The sequence below is a fragment of the Filimonas zeae genome (genome assembly GCF_014641615.1).
In the GTDB taxonomy this organism is placed as follows: domain Bacteria; phylum Bacteroidota; class Bacteroidia; order Chitinophagales; family Chitinophagaceae; genus Filimonas; species Filimonas zeae.
This window is the reverse complement of the sequence record NZ_BMIB01000002.1, coordinates 245,673-266,416: the sequence shown is the minus strand read 5'-3', so window position 1 is coordinate 266,416 and position 20,744 is coordinate 245,673. Positions and strand designations below refer to the sequence as shown.

Below are 20,744 nucleotides of genomic sequence, written 5' to 3'. Positions count from 1 at the left end.
GTTTTATATATCCGGCATGTATAAAATGGTGAGTGGCCGGCTTAACAGTTGCTGCTTGCAGTAAATTACTTGTTATGTATAAAAGAGTTATGTTGTTGGTGTTGCTGTTTTTACTGCCTGCCGTTGTGTTTGCCTGCCTTTATTGTAGCAGGCAGGTACGTAATGCCATAGCAGCTACGCTTGATCAGCCGGGACTGTTTATTATTCTGCTGCCTTTTATAATATTAAGTGTTTTAGTGGGTGTGCTGGCTTGGCTGAGCCTGAAAAAACAACACGATGGTTATAGATCGGCCTGTGCTGCTGTGGTATTGGGTATAGGACTGGGCGGTTTTGTAGATGGAATAGTATTTCACCAGATACTGCAGGTGCATGAAATGTTATCGGCCAAAGTAGCAGCGGATAATTATGTAGGTAAAAGCGTGAATATGTTCTGGGATGGAATTTTTCATGCTTTTTGTTTACTGATTGTGCTGACCGGTATAGTACTCAGCTGGAAGCTGGCAGGTGCCTCCTACGCATACAAACGCAAACGTATACTTGGTGGAGGGTTATTGTTAGGCTGGGGGGTATTCAATTTATTGGAAGGTATAATGGACCATCATTTACTGGGGCTGCATAATGTAGTACAACGGGCTGGTACATCGTTGCCGGATTATTTGTTTTTAAGCTTTTCGGTGCTGCTGGTAATGGCAGGGTATGTATTTGTTACCAATGCTAACACAAAACCTGCTACACAAGGGCGTAACAGATAGGTTTTACACTTAAACTGCTATATAACCGCCTGCACATAATCAACAGGGCCATAAGGTTGCGTTGCTGATATTGCAGGCGATGAAAAAGTGGGTTCTTTTATTACTCATTGCAGCAGGTACTATGCCTGCGTGCAAAAAAAAATCTGTATCAGGCAGGTCTGGTGTTGTAAATATCAACTCCCCGGCGTTGTACATACCTGCGGAAGGTAGTTCCTTTTTAATACAGGTACAGGCAGAGGGTGCCTGGCAATGGGTGGCGCTGCCGAAAGATTTAATGGATAAGGACCTTAAGTTTGAATAAAATGTTGCCTCAAAAACCTAATCTTATAGTTTCAAAAACTTCATTTGCCCCGGTTTCTAATACAGATACCGTCATTTTGATTCTGGGCAGCATGCCAGGTGATAAATCGCTGGAGCTGGGGCAGTATTATGGACACGCCAGGAATAGATTCTGGAAAGTTATTTCCACCATAACCGGTAATGATGTGCCTGTTACGTATCCCGATAAAATAGAACTGCTGTTCAGGTTAAACGTAGGTGTTTGGGATGTAGTTCATAAAGCTAACAGACAAGGAAGTCTGGACAGCGCTATCAAAAACGAGGAACCTAACGATCTGGATGGCTTTATTGCCCGTCATGAAAATTTAAAAGTGATAGGGTTTAATGGAGGGAAGGCAGAAGCACTTTTTAATAAGTATTTCGGCAGAAAGGAGGGTGTAAAATATGTATCCCTACCCAGCACCAGTCCCGCAAATGCGGCAATTGACTTTGATAGTATCTGTAAGAAATGGCAACGGATTTTACATTATTAGCTGAGCATTATCTCCTTACAAAAAGCTGAACGGAAATTAATATGATTCCCAGGCCTCCTGTTATAAACGCCCAGTAACGGAACGGGATAAGGTAATGGGTGCCAAAATTCCGTATCCTGACCAGTTTGTCATAAGTACATTCTTGACGCCAAAATAAGAAATAAATGTAGCGTACTATGCTTTTTCACAGTCGCGGGTTATCGGGTTACTGCATTATTAGCCTGATAATGAGTGTTAAAGAGCCCTTTTGGCGCAATTTCCGCTGTACACCCTCATTTTTCTGGCACAGGAATAGTGGTTTAAAACAGTATAACCTAAAATTAAACACTATGATAGACTGTACCACAACCGACACCGCAGAGCGCGTGAAAATAAACAAAGACGACCCGGAAGAGGTGTCTTTTATGCACCGCCAGTTTCCGTTAATGCATGAACAGCAGATTCTGGAAGCGATTGAAGAAGCAGGCCCATATAAAGATGAAATTATGAAGTATCTTACCTGTAGAAAATAGTTGTTACAAAGCCGCCACATGCAACACATGTGGCGGCTTTGTGTTGAAAGGTTTACAGTATGTTTTCCTGCACAGCCTGATAAACGGTTCTTACCACCGGTTGAAAGCCCAGGCTGCGGGCCAGCGAGGCGTCTGCGTGCAAATGCCATGGGTTTTGTAATGGTTCGGCAGAAGAGGGCATTTGCGCGCCTGTCAGTTGTATCAGTTCATATACAGAGGTGGGGGCTTCATCTGTAATATTTACAATGCGTTTATCGAATGTGCCGGCCAGGGCCATATTTACAGCGGTGGCTATATCGCGGTGATGAATGGTGCTTATTTTAGCGGCCGGATGCCAGTTACCTGCTGTTACATGCCTGGGTAGCATTTCCAGGTGCCCATCCCCATCGCCATACACAAAAGGAAAACGGAGGACAACCCAGTTCAGTCCGCTTTCTCTCAGTGCCTGTTCGGCGGCAACCTTGCTGGCAGGATAAGCGTGTTGCGGTTCAACGGCATCTTGCTCACTACCAGGGTGTGGGTTGTTGATATTGTATACATGCGATGTGCCTGCAAAAATGAAGCGGGCGTCCGGCGCGTGTTTCTTCGTGGCTTCAATCAGATTGCGTGTACCTTCCAGATTGCTTTTCCAGATGAGGTCTGTATCCTCTGTACGAAACACCGCTGCCAGGTGTATAATGGCAGATACCCCTGGCAAGGCCTGCGCCAGTGATGTGGCAGTAAACAGATCGCCTGCTATGGCCGTAACCCCGGCCGGTACACTTTTGCCACTGCGCACCAGCGCACGGCAGTTCCATCTCTGCTGCTGTAAACGTGGCAGCAGCCTTGCGCCCACCAGGCCGGTTGCGCCGGTAATAAGTATGTTTCCTTGCTCTATGCTCATAGTAAAACTTATTTGTTGCAGGCAAAGCTCGCAGCAATCATGCACGGCAGGCAGGACGAAAACCGGCAGGTTCAGGACAAATCCTGAAAAAAGGTAGCCACTGTTTTACCGGTTGTTTTTTTAAACAGGCGGGAAAAATAATCAGGATCGTTAAAGCCCAGTTCAAAGGCCAGTTCTTTTACCGAAGTGTGTTGGCTGTAGTACATGCGCCGCCTGGCTTCCAGCATCAGACGTTGGGTTAAATATTCTTTGGGCGACTGGCCTGAGTAGTGTTTTACCAGTTGATACAGGCTATCTGTGCTAATAGCCAGCTCTTTTGCTATCTGCTTTATAGAAGGGTGAGTGGTAAGATTGTTTTCTATAAACAGTTTGAATTTTATGAAAGCGGACAGCTTATGGTCCGCTTGTTTTGCTTCATTGGCAAAATAGGCGGCATTCATTTCGGTAAGCAAACTGTTCAGGTGGGCCAGAATTAATTCTGCATCTGTATCTGGTGTGCTTAACAGTGCCAGCAGCATTGTGTAAATGTTTTTTAGTCTGGCGGCAGCAGCGGGAGAAAAGCGTATTTTTTGCTGGTTAAGCGGATTAAGCAGGAAGGCGTATTGCCTGGGTAACCGGGAAAGGCAATAGTCATCAAAGCCCAGTTTATAATAATGGTTACCCTGTGTAGCGGAGGTTAGTTGCTGTATCTGATGTGGCAGTGAAAAGAGCAGTTCATGCTTTTCAATGTTGAATGTTTCCAGATCAACTGTATACCGGCTATGCCCCTTTTCCATAAACAGAAAAAAGTAATAAGGCAAACGATGTATAGAAGGGTGTTTGGCTGCAGCCTCCGGAGATAACTGGCCAAACCCCGGTGTTACCATCCGTATGGGAAGCTGATTGTGCTGGCTAAACCATTCGGGTAATGGCGGGGTACTGTGCATGTTTGTTGATTATCTGGTTGGTAGTAAAATCAGCTTACGGGCTCTCCTGATAGAAAATTATAGGTTATTTCTGATATACGAAACTTTTAAGGGAGGTGTTGGATGCTTGCTGAATAAAGTATCCATTTGTAAGGCTTTTTTGTTTTGGTGCTATACTTCAGGATAGCGCTATCTTTTGTATAGTAACTGCCCCGTAGCTTTGTAACTATGGAAATAGGAATAGACAGCTTTGCCAGTGCCATGTACGGCACCAGCACCCTCAGCAGCGTAGATGCTATGGAGCAGTTACTAAACCGTATTGTGCGTGCCGATGAGGTGGGCCTGGATGTGTTTGGTATAGGAGAGCATCATCGAAAGGAATTTCTGGATTCTGCCACCGCAGTTATTCTGGCTGCTGCGGCTGCCCGTACCAGCCGTATACGCCTTTCCAGTGCCGTAACGGTACTGAGTGCGGCAGACCCGGTGCGCGTGTTTCAGCAGTTTGCCACGCTGGACCTTATTGCCAAAGGCCGGGCAGAAATGGTGGTAGGCCGTGGTTCCTCGGTAGAAGCTTATCCGCTTTTTGGCTTTGATCTCAACGATTATGATGCCCTGTTTCAGGAAAAACTGGGTTTATTATTACAGATACGCGATAACGAATTTGTTAACTGGTCCGGGAAGTTTCGGGCGCCGTTGCGTAACCTGCCTGTTTATCCGCGTCCGGCACAGGACAAAATGCCGGTATGGTTGGGGGTAGGCGGTACGCCGGAATCGTTTATAAGGGCCGGTGAGCTGGGGTTACCCTTAATGGTGGCTATTATAGGCGGCAATACGGCCCGTTTTCGCCCGTTGATTGATTTGTATCGCCAGGCGGGTGCCAAAGCAGGGTATACGCCCGATCAGTTGAAGGTGGGTTTACATTCGCCGGGTTACGTGGCAGAAACCACCGAAAGTGCTGTAAATGAGTATTATCCCGGTTATGCGGAATTGTGGACACGGTTGGGCCGCGAACGTGGCTGGCCACCGGTAACCCGTACACAGTTTGATCATTTAGCTGGCCCGCAGGGGGTACTGGTGCTGGGTAGTCCGCAGCAGGTGGCTGAAAAACTGTTACGCCACAGCGAGGCGCTGGGTGGTATAGACCGGTTTACTTTTCAGATGGATAATGCGGGATTAACGCACCAGCAATTGCTGCATTCTATTGAACTGATTGGCCGGCAGGTAATTCCGCTGGTAAACGCGGGCAAATAAGCTGTTTGAATTTTACACCTTTCTGTTTGTTTTACGCAGTTGTTTGCTGTAAACAAATGTTCACCTTTGCTTATACAAAGGACTAAACAATGGGCGAAATAACTTTTCCCGATAAGGAACAACTATGGATGCCGGGGTACCTGCAGCGCGAAATGGGGCAGTTTAATGTATTTCCCATAAGCAATGCGCCCGGTAATTACGTAAACTGCCAGCCTTACAACAGAAAAGGATTTTACAAAATCAGTCTGCTGAATGGCCATACGCGGCTGTATTATGCTGATAAGAACCTGGAAATTAAGGAAAGCGGGCTGCTTTTTTCCAATCCGCAAGTACCTTATTCGTGGGATCATACGGAGGATGCACGGCCGGGGTATTTTTGTGTATTTACCGAATCGTTCTTCGATAGCCGCCAGCAGGTAAAGGATTATCCTGTTTTTAAACCGGGCAGCAGTCCGTTGTTTGAATTAACGCCGGCGCAGGTGGCAGAGGTGAGTAGCGTGTTTGAAAAAATGCTGGAGGAAATTGATACAGATTTTGTGTACAAATACGATGTGCTCCGCAACCTTACCTTAGATCTGGTATACAAAGCGCTGAAAATGCAACCCTCAGAAAGTGAAGCCTTTGCCCCGGCCAATGGCGCTGTGCGTGTTGCTTCGCTGTTTACAGAGCTGCTGGAAAGGCAGTTTCCTATAGAGTCGCCTGCACAGACCATCCGTTTACGGTTTCCGGCGCAGTATGCTGAGCATTTATCCGTACACATTAACCACCTCAACCGCTGCCTTAAAACCATAACGGGCAAAACCACTTCGCAGCTGATAGCAGAGCGGATGATGCAGGAGGCACGTATACTGTTGCAGCATACTGACTGGAATATTTCTGAAATAGCCACGTGCCTGGGTTTTGATGATCTGCCACATTTTATCAACTTTTTTAAGAAGAATGAAGCAGCTACTCCAAAGCATTTCCGTAGAAATGCGTAAAGGTTTTTAGTTCATATATAGTTAAACCGGTGCTGTTGCTGCCGGGTGTAAAAAGGGGCTGCGGGCCCCTTTTTTTATGCAGGTAAGCGTGTGGAACGGGATGTTTGATTTTTGCAGTTTTCGGTTTGGAATGCACAATAGCTAACTGTATTGCCCGGATTAATTTTGATATATCATAAAAACAATTAGAAATGGCAACGGAAAATAGTAATACTCAAAAGTACATAGGAATGTGGGTTACGGCCGATAGATATATACGGCAGGAACTGCTGCCCGGTGGCCGGTATGATGAAGCGCGTGGCAACCGGCAAAGCGCTTACACCGGCAGGTACCAGATAACAGGAAACCATATAGCGTATTGGGATGATACAGGCTTTACGGCAGATGGCGAGTTTACAGACGATAACACCCTGCAACACGGCGGATACTTTTTTTACAGAGATAATAATTAAAAACATATAAAAAGTATAACAATGAACAGATACAAAAAACTGCTGGCGCCATTAACATTCAATAATGGTATTCAAATTCAGAATCGTATTGTAATGGCGCCTATGACCACCTGGGCAGGTAATGATGATTTTACCGTATCGGACGAAGAAATAGCCTGGTACCGGGAAAGGGTAAACGGGGTGGGAATGGTAATAACAGGTTGTACGCATGTAACGCCGGAAGGGATTGGTTTTACCAATGAATTTGCAGCTTATGACGACCGGTTTTTGCCGGGCCTGAAAAAGCTGGCCGCAGTGGCCAAAAGCGGTGGCGCGCCTGCCATATTGCAGATTTTTCATGCCGGGCATAAGGGCATTCCAAATCTCAGCCCCGGTGGGGTAGTGGTTAGCGCCAGCGATGTAAAGTCGGAAATAACCCCCTTTAGCGCACCAGACCTTATTGCCCCCCGCCCGCTGGAAGAAAAGGAAATATGGCAGATTATCAAAGCTTTTGGTACTGCCACACGCAGGGCCATAGAAGCCGGCTTTGACGGAGTGGAAATACATGGCGCACACGGCTTTTTGAATCAGAACTTTCTTTCGCCTATGATAAACAAAAGAAAAGATGCCTGGGGTGGTTCTATTGAAAACAGATTGCGTTTTTCTAAAGAAGTAGTACGGGAAATAAGAAGGGTAATAGCCCTGTATGCAGACAAGCCTTTTATTACAGGTTTCCGCATTTCGCCGGAAGAGTCTGCCAGTGAAGGCTTAAGACTTACAGACAGCCTTACCCTGGTTGATATGCTGATACAGGAACAGGTTGATTATCTGCACTTTTCTTTATTTCATGTATTGCAGCAGCAACCGCTGGATAGCAATACCAGCAAAACGATTACGCAGGTTATTACCGCCTATGTTAATAACCGCATACCGGTAATAGCAGCCGGGCAAATTACCACGCCAGCGCAGGCGGAGCAGGCTATTGCGGCAGGTTTGGATATGGTAGCCTTAGGCAGGGCGCTGTTAATTAACCCCCGCTGGGCGAAATGGGTAGGTGAGGGGCAGGAAGATAAAATAACCATGGTGCTGGATGCAGATACTGCCGCAGAAAAGCATATTCCCGGTAATATGATGGCGTATGTGCATAAGGTAAAAGGTTGGGTAGCAACGGTTGAGAAGCAGTTGGTATAACTGTGATAAGTATAATTTATTTGATTTTTGTACGGTATTGGTATGTTAATGTTTTTTTAAGGATGAAAAGTGCTCTTATTTAAGGTTTTGAAATCCAATTCAGTGGAAATCAGAGATAGAATTCAATAATTCTTATTTCGTATATATTAAATAACACTTATTTGATTTTAATTATAATAAAGTAAAACGTAATCTTTTCTTAAGGCGAACGGGTGATAAAGCAGATAATTTGCATTCATAAATAATTTAATAATGAAAAAAACTATTTGCAAGATTGTATTCGCCACTGCTGCTTTAATGGCTTTTCATGCTACCGGCCATGCACAGGCTTCTGCCACAGCAACTGCTACTGCTACAATTGTAACACCTATCAGTATTTCCAAAACGGATAATCTGAATTTTGGCAATGTGGCTGTACATGCTACCACCGCAGGTACAGTAGTACTGTCGCCCGGTGGTGCACGTTCGGCAACCGGCGGTGTAACACTGCCTGCTACTCCAGGTACTGTGGCTGCCGCTTCCTTTACCGTATCGGGAGAAGGTAATTACACATACGCTATTACCCTGCCTTCCAGTGCCCTTACTATTACAGATGGTACCAATACCATGACGGTTACTGATTTTACCAGCACCCCTAACGGTACAGGTACACTGTCGTCCGGCACACAAACCTTAAATGTAGGTGCTACCTTAAACGTAGCAGCCGGCCAGGCCGCGGGCGTATATACTTCTGCTGCTCCTTTTACTGTAACAGTAAACTATAACTAAAATGTTATGGCCCGGAACCACTGGTTCCGGGCTTTTTTGTACAACTTTTACTATAACTATATGAAACATATTGCTATACGGCACATAGGCCGCACGGCCGCTTTTTTACTGCTGCTGCCTTTACTCTGCCGCATTACCGCTACCGCGCAGGGCAACCTGCTTATTACCCCCAGACGCATTGTTTTTGAAAACGATAAAAAAACACAGGAACTGAACCTGGCCAATACCGGAACCGATACTGCCCGTTACGTAATATCTATGGTTGAGATGCGGATGAAGGAAGATGGCTCTTTTGAGCAGATTTCCCGGCCCGATTCGGCCGGGAAGTATGCAAGCGACTACGTGCGCTTTTTTCCGCACAGTGTAACACTGGCGCCGAATGAAGCGCAGGTGGTTAAAATGCAGGTGCTGCGCACAGCTGCCATGAAGGAAGGCGAATACCGGTCGCACATTTACTTCCGGGCTGTTCCGCAGGCTAACCCACTGGGCGAGGAGCCTGTTGCTGATGCCGGCAGCGGTATTGCGGTTCAGCTAACGCCGGTTTTTGGTATTTCCTTACCCGTAATTATACGTAAAGGCCCATCTGCCACTGAAGTAAAACTGGCTGATGTGCAATATCATACCCCTGCCGAAGGCAGCAACAGTAATGTAAGCATGGTGTTGCGCCGTTCAGGAAACATGTCGGTTTACGGGGATGTACTGGTTGATTTTACGCCGGCTGCCGGCAAAGCGGTACGGGTAGCAGAAGTGCGTGGGGTGGCCGTGTATACCAGTACAGACAGCAGAAAGCTGGTGGTAAACCTCGACCAGCGTAAAGTAAACGGTTATGGTAAAGGCACCTTCCATATTTCTTATGTATCTGCCTCTTTGCCCGCAGAGAATAATGTACTGGCCCGTACTGAGTTACTGATGCCTTAAACAATGCGCCATGCCTTTGAATAAGCTTCTTTTGCCTGCCATATTATTGCTATGTTGCCTGCCGGGCATAAACCTTGCCCAAACCAGCTGGACGGGTGCTGTAAGCAGCGCCTGGAATGTGAGTGCCAACTGGACGGCCGGTGTACCCACAGCTGCTGTGGATGCATTTGTGGGCAACGCAGCCTTTACCGGCGGCTTTCAGCCCGTAGTATCTTCCAACGCTGCCTGCCGTACTTTAACCGTAGGCGATGGCGTGGTAAACATTACGTTAACCCAGAACAAGGGGCTTACCGTGGCCGGAGATTTTATTCTCAGTGCAGGTGCTGCTTTTGCACAAAAAAGTAATAACCTTACTGTTAAAGGCAACTGGAATAATTCAGGTACTTATACTACTACCAACAACAATGCAAAAGTAAACCTGGCAGGCGTGGTGCAACGTATTACCGGTGGCAGCATTACTGCTTTTCGTAAGTTAACCATAGGCACCGGCAGCACCGTAACGCTGGGCCAGCACATTTCTGTAGCAGGCGCTTTAGCCGTAAGCGGTATGCTGGTGCCGGAAGAGGCTTCCGGTACCTGGCAGGTAACCGGCAATGGTTCCGTTACAGTAAGTGCCGATGGGGTGCTGACAGTAACTGCTGCCACGTATGCCGCCAACTATCCCGTATCGGGTACGGTTACCCTTGCTGCGGGCAGTACCGTGGCTTACGCAGGCACGGCAGATCAAACCATACGCAATAACCTTACTTATTCCACCCTGCGTGTTAGTGGTGGTGGTACCAAAACGGCAGCAGGTAACCTGAATGCCTTAAACTCCACTACGGCTGCTGCAGGCAGAATTGAAGTATTGTCGGGCACTTTAAATCTGGCTGCTTTTACTGCTAACCGCGGTACTGCGGTTACGGGCGGCAGCCTGGTAATTGCCAATAATGCAACGCTTAAAATAGGAGGCACCAATACGCTGCCTGCTGCATTCAATACCCGCTCGTACGGTTTAACCAGTACAGTGGAATATAACGGTGCCGGCCAAACGGTGGCAGCAGAGGCGTATGGCAATCTTACCCTGTCTGGCTCTACAGGTGCTGTGGTTAAAACCATGCCTGCCACCAGCTTTGTAATTGCCGGTAACTTCAGCAGCAATGCGGGCACCGCCACCTCAGTAAGCTATACCGCCGCTGCCGGCATTTCCGTAGAAGGTAATGTTGCCATAGGGGCAGCTACTACTTTTAACGGGGGCAGCTTTGTACACAACATCAGTGGTAACTGGGTTAATAACGGCACGTTTACCGGTGCTGCCAGCACGGTAAGTTTTGTAAGTGGTGGCAGTACTATCAGCGGTACCGGTATACATAATTTTTTTCACCTCAATTTTGGTGCAACCAATATAACAGCAGCGGCAAGCAGTAGTATTACAGTAGCCGGTAATTTATCCACTTCCGGTCCGGGCACGTTTACGCATGGTGCCGGTGGTACATTTACCTTATCAGGTGCCAGCCGTACTATTACCGGCCAGGGCATTACGCTGGATAACCTGTCTGTAACCGGTAATGTGGCTGCGGCTACTACCGTAACCCTAACGGGTAACCTGGCCGTGAGTGGCAGTTATAACGGTACGGATGGCAGGCTAAATGCCACCGGTACCGGCAAAACCTTATCCGGTGCGGGTACGCTGGTGTTTGGTACTTTGTCTGTATCCGGCACAGTAACTACTGCCGTGGGTTTTACAGTAAACAATACGCTGGAAGTGCAGGGTAGTTTTACTGCCTCTGCAGGTACGGCCATTTTTACCGGTACCGCCTTATTAAATGGTACTGCCAATTTGTTTAACGTAACGGTTAACGGCACCTCGCTGCAGTTATCTTCTAACGCAGTGCTGGGCATAGCAGGTACTTACACACTTAGCAGTGGTACGCTTAATGTAGGCGCTACCAGGCCCAATACGGTTAATTACAACGGAGCAGGAGCGCAGAATATTACAGCCGGCACTTACGATAACCTGCTGCTATCTAACGGTGGCACCAAAACGGCGGCCGGTGCGGTTACGGTTAACAGCGATGTTACTATTGCAGTACCAGTTACTTTTAATGCCGGCAACTTTGTACACAACATAGCCGGTAACTGGGTAAACAATGGCAGCTTTACAGCATCGGGCAGTACGGTTACGTTTAGCGGTAGTGCCAATACCAGTATTGCCGGTAACAATACCTTTAATACACTTACCGTAAATAAGTCGGCAGCTGCTACCACCATAACACTTACCGGCGCTGTATCAGTTACCACACTTACTATGACGGCCGGTACCGTTAAAACCGGCAGCAACATACTTACCATTACCGGCAACAGAAGCGGCAACGGTATAGTGCTGGGTAATATTAAACATCAGCACCTTTTTGTGCCCGGCGTGGCATATGCCTATGAAGGGCCGGATAACACACTGGCTTTTGTAGGGGTTACCACAGCCAGCTGGATAATGATTTCTGTAGCCACAGGCCCGGTGTCCGATTTTCCGCAGGGTGCATCCATTAACAGGGTATATACAGTCAGTTCCAATACTATAATCGATCTGGCTATAGTTAACCTGCGTTTGCATTATGAAGATGCCGAACTGAATGGTAACACCGAAAGCGCTATGGGGTTGTGGAAGAACACCGGAACGGGTTGGGTTACATCCGGTAAAACAGGCAGCAGCACTGCTGCAAACTATGTGGAGCAGACTAGTTTGTCGGGTGTTGTGGCCAGATGGACTTTATCTGATAATGCCAATGTGGTGCGCTGGAACGGAAGCGTAAGCAGCAGCTGGACAAACGCAGCCAACTGGACGTCTGCCCAGGGTACGCCTTCTCTGCCACCAGGCAGCAACGATATTGTTGAACTGGGCACTGCCGCTTTTGTTAACCAACCTGTTATCAGCACTAATGTAACCGTTAAAAGTATTTCTTTCGGCAGTGCGCAGGCAGTTAGCCTGTCACTGGCTGCCGGTGCATTAACGGTTCAGGGAAATATAACGGGTAGCTGGGCTGCCAATACTACACACAGTATTCAAACCGGTGCGCAGAATATGACGGTGAATGGCGATCTGGTGCTGAGTGACGGTGTTAACGGGCACAGTATTCAACTGAATGCCGGTGCCGGAACTATCACCATTGGTGGTTCGCTGCAACTGGCTGGCGATGCTTCGTTTACCTGCACAGGTTTAACACAGGTTGCCATAGGCAGCAACTTTCAATATAGCGGCGGTACTTTTTCTGCGGGCAACAGTACGGTTACTTACAATGGAACGGGCACACAAACAGTAGCGGGCGTTAACTACTATCACCTGGCTGTTAACAAAAGCCAGGGCACTGCACTAAGCAGCAACGCGGTAACGGTGCAGGGTAATGTAAACGTACAGGCAGGGGAGCTGGAATTAAACAACAATACTACTATTGCCGGAGATATAACCATTGCTGCCGGTGCATTACTGAGAGCGGGTAATACCACTATTTCCGTGGCAGGTAACTGGGCAGGCGGTGGCAGCTTTATGCCGGGCAGCAGCACGGTTGCTTTTACCGGGGCAGGTACACAAAATATAGCAGCCTTTACCTTTAATAATGTTACCATTAACAAGCCAGGTGCCGTGGCAACACTTACCGGAAATATAGTGTTGAACGGCAACCTGGTTATTACTTCCGGCACCTTTAACATGGCTACCTATACAGCCAGCCGCAGTGCGGCAGGCGGGTTGCTTTCTATGGCTGCCGGTACTACACTGCTTACCGGTGCATCCGGCGGTTTTCCGGCCGGTTATGCCAGCTATTCACTGGCAGCTACCAGTACCGTTCACTATAATGGCACCGTTGCCCAGCCAGTGGCAGGTATTACTTATGGCCACCTTAACATCAGTAACAGCGGTACCAAAACACTGGCTGCGGGCTGCACAGTTAATGGTGATGTTGTTGTTGCAACAGGCAGTGTGCTGAATGCCGCTGCTTATACCATGGCTTTGTATGGTAACTGGAATAACAGCGGCAGCTTTGTACCCGGCACCGGCACCGTTACGCTGAATGGTACCGCAAAGTCTGTTACCGGCAATACTACTTTTAACAGGCTTACTATTTATGGCAGCTATGCTGTGGCGGGTAGTGATATAGTATATAATACCCTGCTGCTGATAGCAACCGGCGGTTCCTTTGATGGTGGCAGCGGTAGCGCTACCATCAATGGCGATCTTACCAACAACGGGGCATTAGTAAGCAATGGTGTTACCACTTTTTCCGGAGCCGTAAAACAAACCATCCGTTTTGTAAACGCCGTTACTGCTAACTCCGGAGGTGTAATTAATTTCAATGGCACTGTTTCGCCGGTATTAAATTCCACCAGTGCGCCTGTGTTTGCCACCTTAAACATAAACAATACAGCAGGCGTTAACCCCAGTGTAGGCTGGCTGGTAGGCGTGGCATGTAACATCAGCAGCGGCGCTGTTTTTAACGGCGGCGCGGTTACCCATACTATGCTGGGCAGCTTTACCAACAACGGTACCGTTACCAGCAGCGGCATCCTGTATTTTAATCCTTCCACTGCACAACATATTCAACTTGCCGGTACTGCATTTACCAGCACCGGTACGGTTATACTGGGCGGCACAGCAGCTTTGGCAGTTAGCGGTACGGCTGCTGCCTTAAACCATGTAACCATTACCAACACTGCAGGTGTAACACCTGCCGGTGGGCTTACCGTAAATGGTAATTTCAGCATCAGCAGCAACGGTATATTTAATGCCGGCAGCAACACCTATATGCTGAATGGTAACCTGGAAAGTAACGGTACTTTACAGGCAGGTACTTCGCAGTTTGTAATGGCGGGTGCCAATGCAGAGTTTGCTGCCAGCACCAATACTGTTTTTTACGACTTTACAGTAAATGGCGGCCTGCTGCTGAATACAGATTGTAAAGTGGCCCGCAACTTTACCAACAACGGAACAGTAGATGCTGCTGCCGGTGCGTTAAGTATGGTGGGCGCCACTACTTCGGTTATCAGCGGTACAGCGGCTTCTTTTGCGCTGGCCCAGCTGGACATTAGTAAAGATGCAGGCGTAACTGCCACACTGGCCCGTTCCCTTACGGGCATTACCGATGCAGGTATAACAAGCGGTATACTGGATGCGGTTACTTATACGCTTACGCAGGATGCGGCAGGTGGTTCGCTTACCATAGAGGGTAATGCCCGGTTAATTATACGTGGCACCAATACCCTGCCCGTATTCAGCACGTACAATGTAGATACCCTGAGCACTGTTGAATATGCCGGTGGGGTACAGGCTGTTTCTGCAGCTACCCCTTACGGCAACCTGGTACTATCGGCCGCCGGTAATAAAACCGCTGCGGGCATACTGCATATATTAAACGATTTTACCTTATCTAACGGCAACTTTATTGCAGGTAACTATGCAGATACCCTGCGTGGTAACTGGAACATGACCGGCGGTACCTATATTGCCACTGGCAATACCTTTGTACTGGCGGGTGCAAAACCACAGAACATAAACACTCTTACCGCTTTTAATAATCTTACGGTATACAAAGCCGGTAGTGTGGTAACCTTATCCTCGCAGGATACGGTTACAGGCACACTCCGCTTTATAGCGGGCCGCATTAAAACCGGTAACTACAAAGTTATATTACCGGCAGGTGCTGTTGTTACCGGTGCTGCACAGGCAACCGGATGGGTGTATGGCAAGGTGCAGAAATACGTAACCAGCGGTACCGCTGTGGCGCGCACCTTTGAAACGGGCGATAGCCTGTATTATACACCGGTTAGCCTTACCCTGGCTACCGTAACCGCTGCCGGTTATGTAGCGGCAGATTGTAATAATACAGACCACCCCAATGCCACCGCAGGCAATATGAATACGGCCAAAAGCATTAACCGGTACTGGAGCCTGGTAAATGCGGGCATTACTTTTACTACTGCCACCGTGGGGGTTAACTGGGCTGCTGCCGATGTGGATGCGGGTGTTACTGTGGCCAACCTTAAAGTGTATCTGTATAACGGAAGTGCCTGGGTGCTGCCTTCAACCAGTGGTATAACAGCTGTATCTGCACAGGGCAATGCTATTACCGTTTTGGGCGCAATAGCCGTGGGGGAGTTGATAGTACCCAATACCTGGACGGGCCTTGCCGGCACCAACTGGCATACCACGGGCAACTGGTCGCTCGGTTTTGTGCCGCTTACCAATACAGATGTTATCATACCTTCCGGTGTTACCAATTATCCGCTGGTAAGTGCAGATACTGCTTACGTAAAAAATCTTACCCTGGCTGCAGCAGCCACGCTTACCATTAACGGTAATGTGCTTAAGATAAGCGGCCTTATCACCAGCAATGGCAGTGTGCTGGCAGGCAATGGTGGGGTGGAAATGAATGGCACTGCCGCACAAACTATACCTGCTGCCTTGTTTGGCAGCAACCAGCTTAAAAATCTGGTAATAAACAATACGGCAGGTGTTACCCTGGCAGGTAGCTTACAAATAGGGGCTATGGTAAAAGTAACTGCAGGTACATTCCATACGGCAGGTTTCCTTACCTTATTATCCACTGCAGCACAAACAGCTTTTATAGATGGCTCCGGCGCAGGTGAGGTAACGGGTAACGTAACCATGCAACGCTATCTGGCTTCCTCCTTCGGGTATAAATACATCAGCTCGCCGTTTCAGGCAGCTACTGTTAACGAGTTGGCAGATGATATCAATCTCTCTGCTTCTTTCCCTTCCCTGTACCGGTACGAGGAAAATCAAACCACTTCCGGCTGGGTAAATTATACCAATACTGCAGGTGTGCTTAATCCGTTACATGGTTATGCTGCTTTTACAGGCACAGCTACCACGCCCAAAACCATTACCATGGCAGGGGTAGTAAACAACGGAAATATTACTGCAACCTTTTACAATAACAACCGCACGTATACACAAGGCTTTCAGCTGGTGGGTAACCCTTATCCTTCGCCCGTTAACTGGGATGAGGTGGGTGGCTGGGTGCGAAACAATATTGACAATGCAGTTTACTTCTTCAGCGCCGGTACCACAGATGCTTACTCAGGCACGTACAGCAGTTATATCAACGGTGTTTCCAGCAACGGTATTGCGGGCAGTACCATAGCCGCCATGCAGGGCTTTTTTGTACATGTATCTGATGGCGCTTATCCGGTAACAGGTTCGCTTACGGTTAAAAACCAGGCAAGAGTTGCGGGTACCAATGCCAGCTTTTACCGCAAAAGCAATGCGCGTGGTGGTGATGAGCCGCTGATACGTTTATCAGCGGCTTTTGAAGGCGGAGCTGCGGTACCAGACGGGCTGGTGGTGTATCTGGATGATTCTGCCACAGCTGCTTTTGATAAAGAGTGGGATGCGCTGAAGATGATGAATACGGCTGCCGACGTGCCGAATGTATATAACCTTACACCAGATGGTCAGCAGCTTTCTATTAACGGCATGCCGTTGCCAGATACCTCAGTTAGCATACCGCTGGGCTGCAAGGTGGAAAAAGCAGGTACGATACAACTGAAACTGAATGGCTCCAGCCACTGGCCGGCGGGCATGTATATATACCTGCGGGATAAAGCCACGGGCACTTTACACGATATGTGGCTGAATAATACCTATAAGGTAACACTTGCGGCCGGTACTTATGAAAGCAGGTTTGCCCTGGTGTTCAGCCGTACCAGCCTTAGTGGCGGTAACGGCAATCAGCAGCCACCGGTAGTAACCCCGGCTGCTGCTAACTGTAATGCGCAAAGTGATGGTGTAACTATTACAGCCAGCTACCAGCTACCGGCGGGTATAAAAGGCTCGCTGGTGGTAACCAATATAATGGGGCAGGTAATGAGCAGGCAGGATATAAGCGGCGCAGATAAAGTAAGTTTTGGCGGCCAATGGGCAGCAGGGGTGTATATAGTTGCTTTTTACTATAATGGAGAGCGACATTGTTTTAAACTGTTAACCACTAAATAATGAAGTGTACGGGCGTTGGTGTATGTATAGTGATATTGCTGTTTTGGGGTAACACGCTGCATGGGCAGGAGTTGCCACCCAGGCCGGTTGCCATTTATGTAAACCCTGCGCAGGGCCTTATACTCGGTGCTTTTTTTCAGGGTACTACGGGGGGCAGCGTTATTGTATATCCCGATGGCTCGCGTTCTGTAACCGGCGATATTATACAGGCCAATCTGGGCATACCCTTTTCGCCTGCCATATTTGAGGTAGAAGCCAACCGCGGCACACTCATCTCTATATTAAACGGGCCGGATGTAACCCTTACCGGCAGCAACGGCGGCACCATGACGTTGCATGTTGGCGCTGCCAGCACCGGAACGCAGTTTGTAAGCACCACCCAGGCCCCCGCACGTACCCAGGTGCGTATAGGCGGCACCCTTACCGTGGGCAACCGGCTGGCTAACCCCGCAGGTACCTATAGCGGATCATTCAGTGTAACCTTTATTCAGGAATGATAAAAGCAGGGTGCATAAAAAGGTTATGGAAAAAGCTGCTGCCCTGTATGCTGCTGTTTTGCTGCGGTATGGCAAAGGCGCACCCTGCGCCTGTGTTTGATGAAATTACCATGTACGCAACAGTGCCCGGTGTGGGCAGCATGGAAGTACCCGCTGTTATATATAATGATGTGCCTTACTTGTCTGTAACGGCTGTATTCGATTTTTTGCAGATTAAAAACACCCTGTCGCCCCGTATGGATTCTATCAGTGGCTTTTTTATACATCCGGCAGCAGTATATCAGATCAACACGGCTGAAAACTATATCTGGTTTCAGCAAAAGAAAACAGCGTTGCATCAGGATGGATTGATACGTACCGATAATCATATTTATCTGCGGCTGGATTACTTTGAAACTGTATTTGCCCTTAAATGGAAGTTTAATTTCCGCAGCCTTTCTGTAGTGCTGCAAACAACACTGGAGTTGCCGGTAATGCGCCAGATGCGGGAAGAGGCCATGCGTAAAAATCTGGACCGCTTAAGGGGAGAAGAAAAAGCAGATACCACTATTCAACGGCAGTACCCGCTGTTTGCCGGGGGTATGGCAGACTGGAATGTAATTACCACACAGTACTCCGATGCACCGGCAGATACCCGGTTAAGCCTGGCTATGGGGGCCGTGGTGGCAGGGGGCGAAACCAATGTGCTGCTTAACTACAGCAACCGCATCCCTTTTACAGAGCGTCAGCAGTTTTACCAGTGGCGGCGCGTAAACCAGCATAACCGGGTGTTTAGCCAGATAATGGCGGGTAAAATTTTTCCGCAGCAAACCTCCTCTGTGTTTATGCCGGTGGTAGGGGTACAGTTTACCAATGCACCCGCCACTTACCGCCGCTCCTTTGGCAGCTACCGGCTTAGCGACCGTACCGAGCCCGGATGGATGGTGGAATTGTATATTAACAACGTACTGGTAAACTATGTACAGGCAGACGCGGCGGGCTTTTTTACTTTTGATGTGCCGCTGGTGTATGGCAACTCCCTTATTAAATTACGATACTACAGCCCCTGGGGCGAAGAACGTTTTCGCGAACAGAATATCAATATCCCTTTTAATTTTCTGCCACAGGGCCGGTTAGAATATACCGTAAGCGCCGGTGTGGTAGAAGATACCGTTGGTAGTAAGCTGGGCAGGGCCGTGGTAGATTACGGACTGGGACGGCGTTTTACCATAGGCGCCGGTATGGAATATCTTTCCTCTGTACAATCCGGCTCAAAAATGCCTTTTTTGCATGCCTCCCTTATGCTAACCAGTAAAATTATGTTGTATGGCGAGTATACACATGGGGTAAGAAGCAGGGCGCTGTTGAACTACCGCCTGCCTTCCGATTTACAGGTAGAACTGAATTATATACGGTATGCACCTGGGCAAACCGCTATTAATATTACCTACGAGGAAGAAAGAAAGCTGATGGTTGCTTACCCGTTCCGCAAATCAAAAATTTCTGCCTTTACCCGTTTCAGCGCGTGGCAGGCGGTGTTGCCTGCTGTAAAAGGCACCGGTTTACAATACACTACACTGGAAGCCCTTTTCTCCGGTGTGGTATTGGGGGCCAGCGCCAATATAACCACGTATGCTTTGTACACACAATCGCCCAAACCCTATGTATACACTAACTTTTCTACCACTGTGCGGCTGCCATTGCAATGTTTGTTTACCCCGCAACTGCAATACGAATATGCGGCTGCTAAACTGATAAGCGCCAAGGCAGAAATTGGTAAATACCTTACCGGCAGGGGGTATATAAATATGTTTTACGAAAAGAACTGGAAAAGCAGTTTTGAAAGTGTAGGCATAGGCCTGCGGTTTGATTTTTCTTTTGCACAAACCGGCGCATCGGTAAGGCGCAGTAATGGTGCTACTGCATATGTGCAAAATGCCGGCGGCAGCATTATGCCGGGCAATGGAACCGGTAGCATACAAACCGGCAACCGTTCAGTGGTAGGCCGGGCCGGGATGGTACTATTACCTTTTCTGGATAAGAATGGCAACGGAAAGCGCGATGCCGGAGAACCCGCAGTGGCCGGGCTGGGCGTAACTATAAATGCAGGTACAGTAAAACATAACTATAGTGATACCAGTATACTGGTATATAATCTGGAACCCTATGCTGCCTATCTGGTAAGGTTTACAGAAGCTTTCAACAGTATAACCCTGCATCTTGCTTACAAATCCATGAACATTATGGCAGACCCTAACCTGTTTAAAAGAATAGAAGTGCCGGTAGTGGTAAGGGAAGAAGTGGCGGGTTCTGTTGTAGTGGAAGAAGGCAGTATACGCAAAGGAAAGGGAAGAATAAAAGTACAGTACTTCCATGAAGATGGAAGCCTGGCAGGGCAGACTGTTACAGAAGCAGATGGTTTTTTCAGCTTTAGCAATGTTGCGCCCGGCAGGTATACTGCCTGTTTAGATGCCGAACAGCTTTCCAGACTGGGTATAACGGCAAAGCCGGATAAAATAAGCTTTACCGTTGCGGCAGATATGGAGTTGTTGGAAAGCGTTAACCTGAAGTTTGTCATCCGGCAGTAGTTCGTTTTTGTGAATATTAATAAAAACAATATGTGTGATTGCGGATTTGGTGTTCCTTCTTTTTTTGAATGTTCCTGTTGATTTTTCTGTTTTCTTCTGCTTGTTTGTGAATATTTTCCTAAATTACATACATAATATAGTAATGCACATTCTGGCTTTCAACTAACTGTTTTATACCAAAACGTCTTTACAATGCACATGAGAAAAAAAACGCCGGTTAGCGTAAATCCGGGCTATTTATCCGTTTCATTATTCCAACGTTTTCTTTCGCTTTATAGCAACCATCTGCCGTC

15 protein-coding genes are annotated in these 20,744 nt (G+C 47.9%); 13 read left to right on the top strand and 2 right to left on the bottom strand.

The annotated features are described in order from the left end of the window. Positions 1-74 precede the first annotated feature (74 nt). The 4 genes from IEY13_RS07910 to IEY13_RS07895 all read left to right on the top strand — a co-directional run bounded on the left by IEY13_RS07910 (position 75) and on the right by IEY13_RS07895 (position 2,076). Entirely contained in the window at positions 75-752 is a 678-nt protein-coding gene (locus IEY13_RS07910) for a DUF2243 domain-containing protein (RefSeq protein ID WP_229687784.1), read from the top strand. 79 nt (positions 753-831) lie between these two features. After that, the gene (locus IEY13_RS07905) at positions 832-1,053 is read left to right on the top strand and encodes a hypothetical protein (protein WP_188951449.1); all 222 of its coding nucleotides are present in this window, start codon (positions 832-834) and stop codon (positions 1,051-1,053) included. Between the two features lies 1 nt (position 1,054). Beyond that, positions 1,055-1,564, top strand: a complete 510-nt coding sequence (locus IEY13_RS07900) for a DNA-deoxyinosine glycosylase (protein WP_188951448.1) — start codon at positions 1,055-1,057, stop codon at positions 1,562-1,564. Between the two features lie 329 nt (positions 1,565-1,893). Then, positions 1,894-2,076, top strand: a complete 183-nt coding sequence (locus tag IEY13_RS07895; RefSeq protein ID WP_188951447.1) for a hypothetical protein — start codon at positions 1,894-1,896, stop codon at positions 2,074-2,076. Positions 2,077-2,128: 52 nt separating this feature from the next. On the opposite strand, the gene IEY13_RS07890 is transcribed toward IEY13_RS07895, so the two are convergent. Continuing rightward, positions 2,129-2,959 carry an NAD-dependent epimerase/dehydratase family protein gene (locus tag IEY13_RS07890; RefSeq protein WP_188951446.1) on the bottom strand — a complete coding sequence of 277 codons (831 nt, stop codon included), beginning with the start codon at positions 2,957-2,959 and terminating at the stop codon, positions 2,129-2,131. 71 nt (positions 2,960-3,030) lie between these two features. Then, the gene (locus IEY13_RS07885) at positions 3,031-3,885 is read right to left on the bottom strand and encodes an AraC family transcriptional regulator (RefSeq protein ID WP_188951445.1); all 855 of its coding nucleotides are present in this window, start codon (positions 3,883-3,885) and stop codon (positions 3,031-3,033) included. 207 nt (positions 3,886-4,092) lie between these two features. Here IEY13_RS07885 and IEY13_RS07880 point away from each other — a divergent pair, with 207 nt between their 5' ends. The 9 genes from IEY13_RS07880 to IEY13_RS07840 all read left to right on the top strand — a co-directional run bounded on the left by IEY13_RS07880 (position 4,093) and on the right by IEY13_RS07840 (position 20,451). Further along, positions 4,093-5,115: an LLM class flavin-dependent oxidoreductase gene (locus tag IEY13_RS07880; protein ID WP_188951444.1), complete on the top strand. Its 1,023-nt coding sequence runs from the start codon at positions 4,093-4,095 to the stop codon at positions 5,113-5,115. 89 nt (positions 5,116-5,204) lie between these two features. Beyond that, positions 5,205-6,095 carry a helix-turn-helix domain-containing protein gene (locus tag IEY13_RS07875; RefSeq protein ID WP_188951443.1) on the top strand — a complete coding sequence of 297 codons (891 nt, stop codon included), beginning with the start codon at positions 5,205-5,207 and terminating at the stop codon, positions 6,093-6,095. A gap of 191 nt (positions 6,096-6,286) precedes the next feature. Then, complete coding sequence (locus IEY13_RS07870) at positions 6,287-6,547, top strand: Atu4866 domain-containing protein (protein WP_188951442.1); 261 nt, start codon at positions 6,287-6,289, stop codon at positions 6,545-6,547. 21 nt (positions 6,548-6,568) lie between these two features. Continuing rightward, positions 6,569-7,717 carry an NADH-dependent flavin oxidoreductase gene (locus IEY13_RS07865; RefSeq protein ID WP_188951441.1) on the top strand — a complete coding sequence of 383 codons (1,149 nt, stop codon included), beginning with the start codon at positions 6,569-6,571 and terminating at the stop codon, positions 7,715-7,717. A 252-nt stretch (positions 7,718-7,969) separates the two neighbouring features. Next, positions 7,970-8,485, top strand: a complete 516-nt coding sequence (locus tag IEY13_RS07860) for a DUF4402 domain-containing protein (protein ID WP_188951440.1) — start codon at positions 7,970-7,972, stop codon at positions 8,483-8,485. A gap of 60 nt (positions 8,486-8,545) precedes the next feature. Next, positions 8,546-9,403 (top strand): fimbrial biogenesis chaperone, encoded by an 858-nt coding sequence (locus IEY13_RS07855; RefSeq protein ID WP_188951439.1) that lies wholly within the window; start codon positions 8,546-8,548, stop codon positions 9,401-9,403. 10 nt (positions 9,404-9,413) lie between these two features. Next, positions 9,414-17,387, top strand: coding sequence for a beta strand repeat-containing protein (locus IEY13_RS07850; protein WP_188951438.1), 7,974 nt, complete (start codon positions 9,414-9,416; stop codon positions 17,385-17,387). Then, on the top strand, positions 17,387-17,884 hold the full coding sequence (locus IEY13_RS07845) for a DUF4402 domain-containing protein (protein WP_188951437.1): 498 nt from the start codon (positions 17,387-17,389) through the stop codon (positions 17,882-17,884). The genes IEY13_RS07850 and IEY13_RS07845 overlap by 1 nt, the downstream gene beginning before the upstream one ends. A gap of 47 nt (positions 17,885-17,931) precedes the next feature. Further along, a complete protein-coding gene (locus IEY13_RS07840) occupies positions 17,932-20,451 on the top strand; it encodes a hypothetical protein (protein ID WP_188951436.1) in 2,520 nt (839 codons plus the stop codon). The last annotated feature ends 293 nt before the right edge of the window (positions 20,452-20,744 follow it).

Bases quoted from the DNA above. Each gene is read 5' to 3' on its own strand.
- IEY13_RS07910 (WP_229687784.1), top strand. From the start codon at position 75: ATGTATAAAAGAGTTATGTTGTTGGTGTTGCTGTTTTTACTGCCTGCC.
- IEY13_RS07905 (WP_188951449.1), top strand. From the start codon at position 832: ATGAAAAAGTGGGTTCTTTTATTACTCATTGCAGCAGGTACTATGCCT.
- IEY13_RS07900 (WP_188951448.1), top strand. From the start codon at position 1,055: ATGTTGCCTCAAAAACCTAATCTTATAGTTTCAAAAACTTCATTTGCC.
- IEY13_RS07895 (WP_188951447.1), top strand. From the start codon at position 1,894: ATGATAGACTGTACCACAACCGACACCGCAGAGCGCGTGAAAATAAAC.
- IEY13_RS07890 (WP_188951446.1), bottom strand. From the start codon at position 2,959: ATGAGCATAGAGCAAGGAAACATACTTATTACCGGCGCAACCGGCCTG.
- IEY13_RS07885 (WP_188951445.1), bottom strand. From the start codon at position 3,885: ATGCACAGTACCCCGCCATTACCCGAATGGTTTAGCCAGCACAATCAG.
- IEY13_RS07880 (WP_188951444.1), top strand. From the start codon at position 4,093: ATGGAAATAGGAATAGACAGCTTTGCCAGTGCCATGTACGGCACCAGC.
- IEY13_RS07875 (WP_188951443.1), top strand. From the start codon at position 5,205: ATGGGCGAAATAACTTTTCCCGATAAGGAACAACTATGGATGCCGGGG.
- IEY13_RS07870 (WP_188951442.1), top strand. From the start codon at position 6,287: ATGGCAACGGAAAATAGTAATACTCAAAAGTACATAGGAATGTGGGTT.
- IEY13_RS07865 (WP_188951441.1), top strand. From the start codon at position 6,569: ATGAACAGATACAAAAAACTGCTGGCGCCATTAACATTCAATAATGGT.
- IEY13_RS07860 (WP_188951440.1), top strand. From the start codon at position 7,970: ATGAAAAAAACTATTTGCAAGATTGTATTCGCCACTGCTGCTTTAATG.
- IEY13_RS07855 (WP_188951439.1), top strand. From the start codon at position 8,546: ATGAAACATATTGCTATACGGCACATAGGCCGCACGGCCGCTTTTTTA.
- IEY13_RS07850 (WP_188951438.1), top strand. From the start codon at position 9,414: ATGCCTTTGAATAAGCTTCTTTTGCCTGCCATATTATTGCTATGTTGC.
- IEY13_RS07845 (WP_188951437.1), top strand. From the start codon at position 17,387: ATGAAGTGTACGGGCGTTGGTGTATGTATAGTGATATTGCTGTTTTGG.
- IEY13_RS07840 (WP_188951436.1), top strand. From the start codon at position 17,932: ATGCTGCTGTTTTGCTGCGGTATGGCAAAGGCGCACCCTGCGCCTGTG.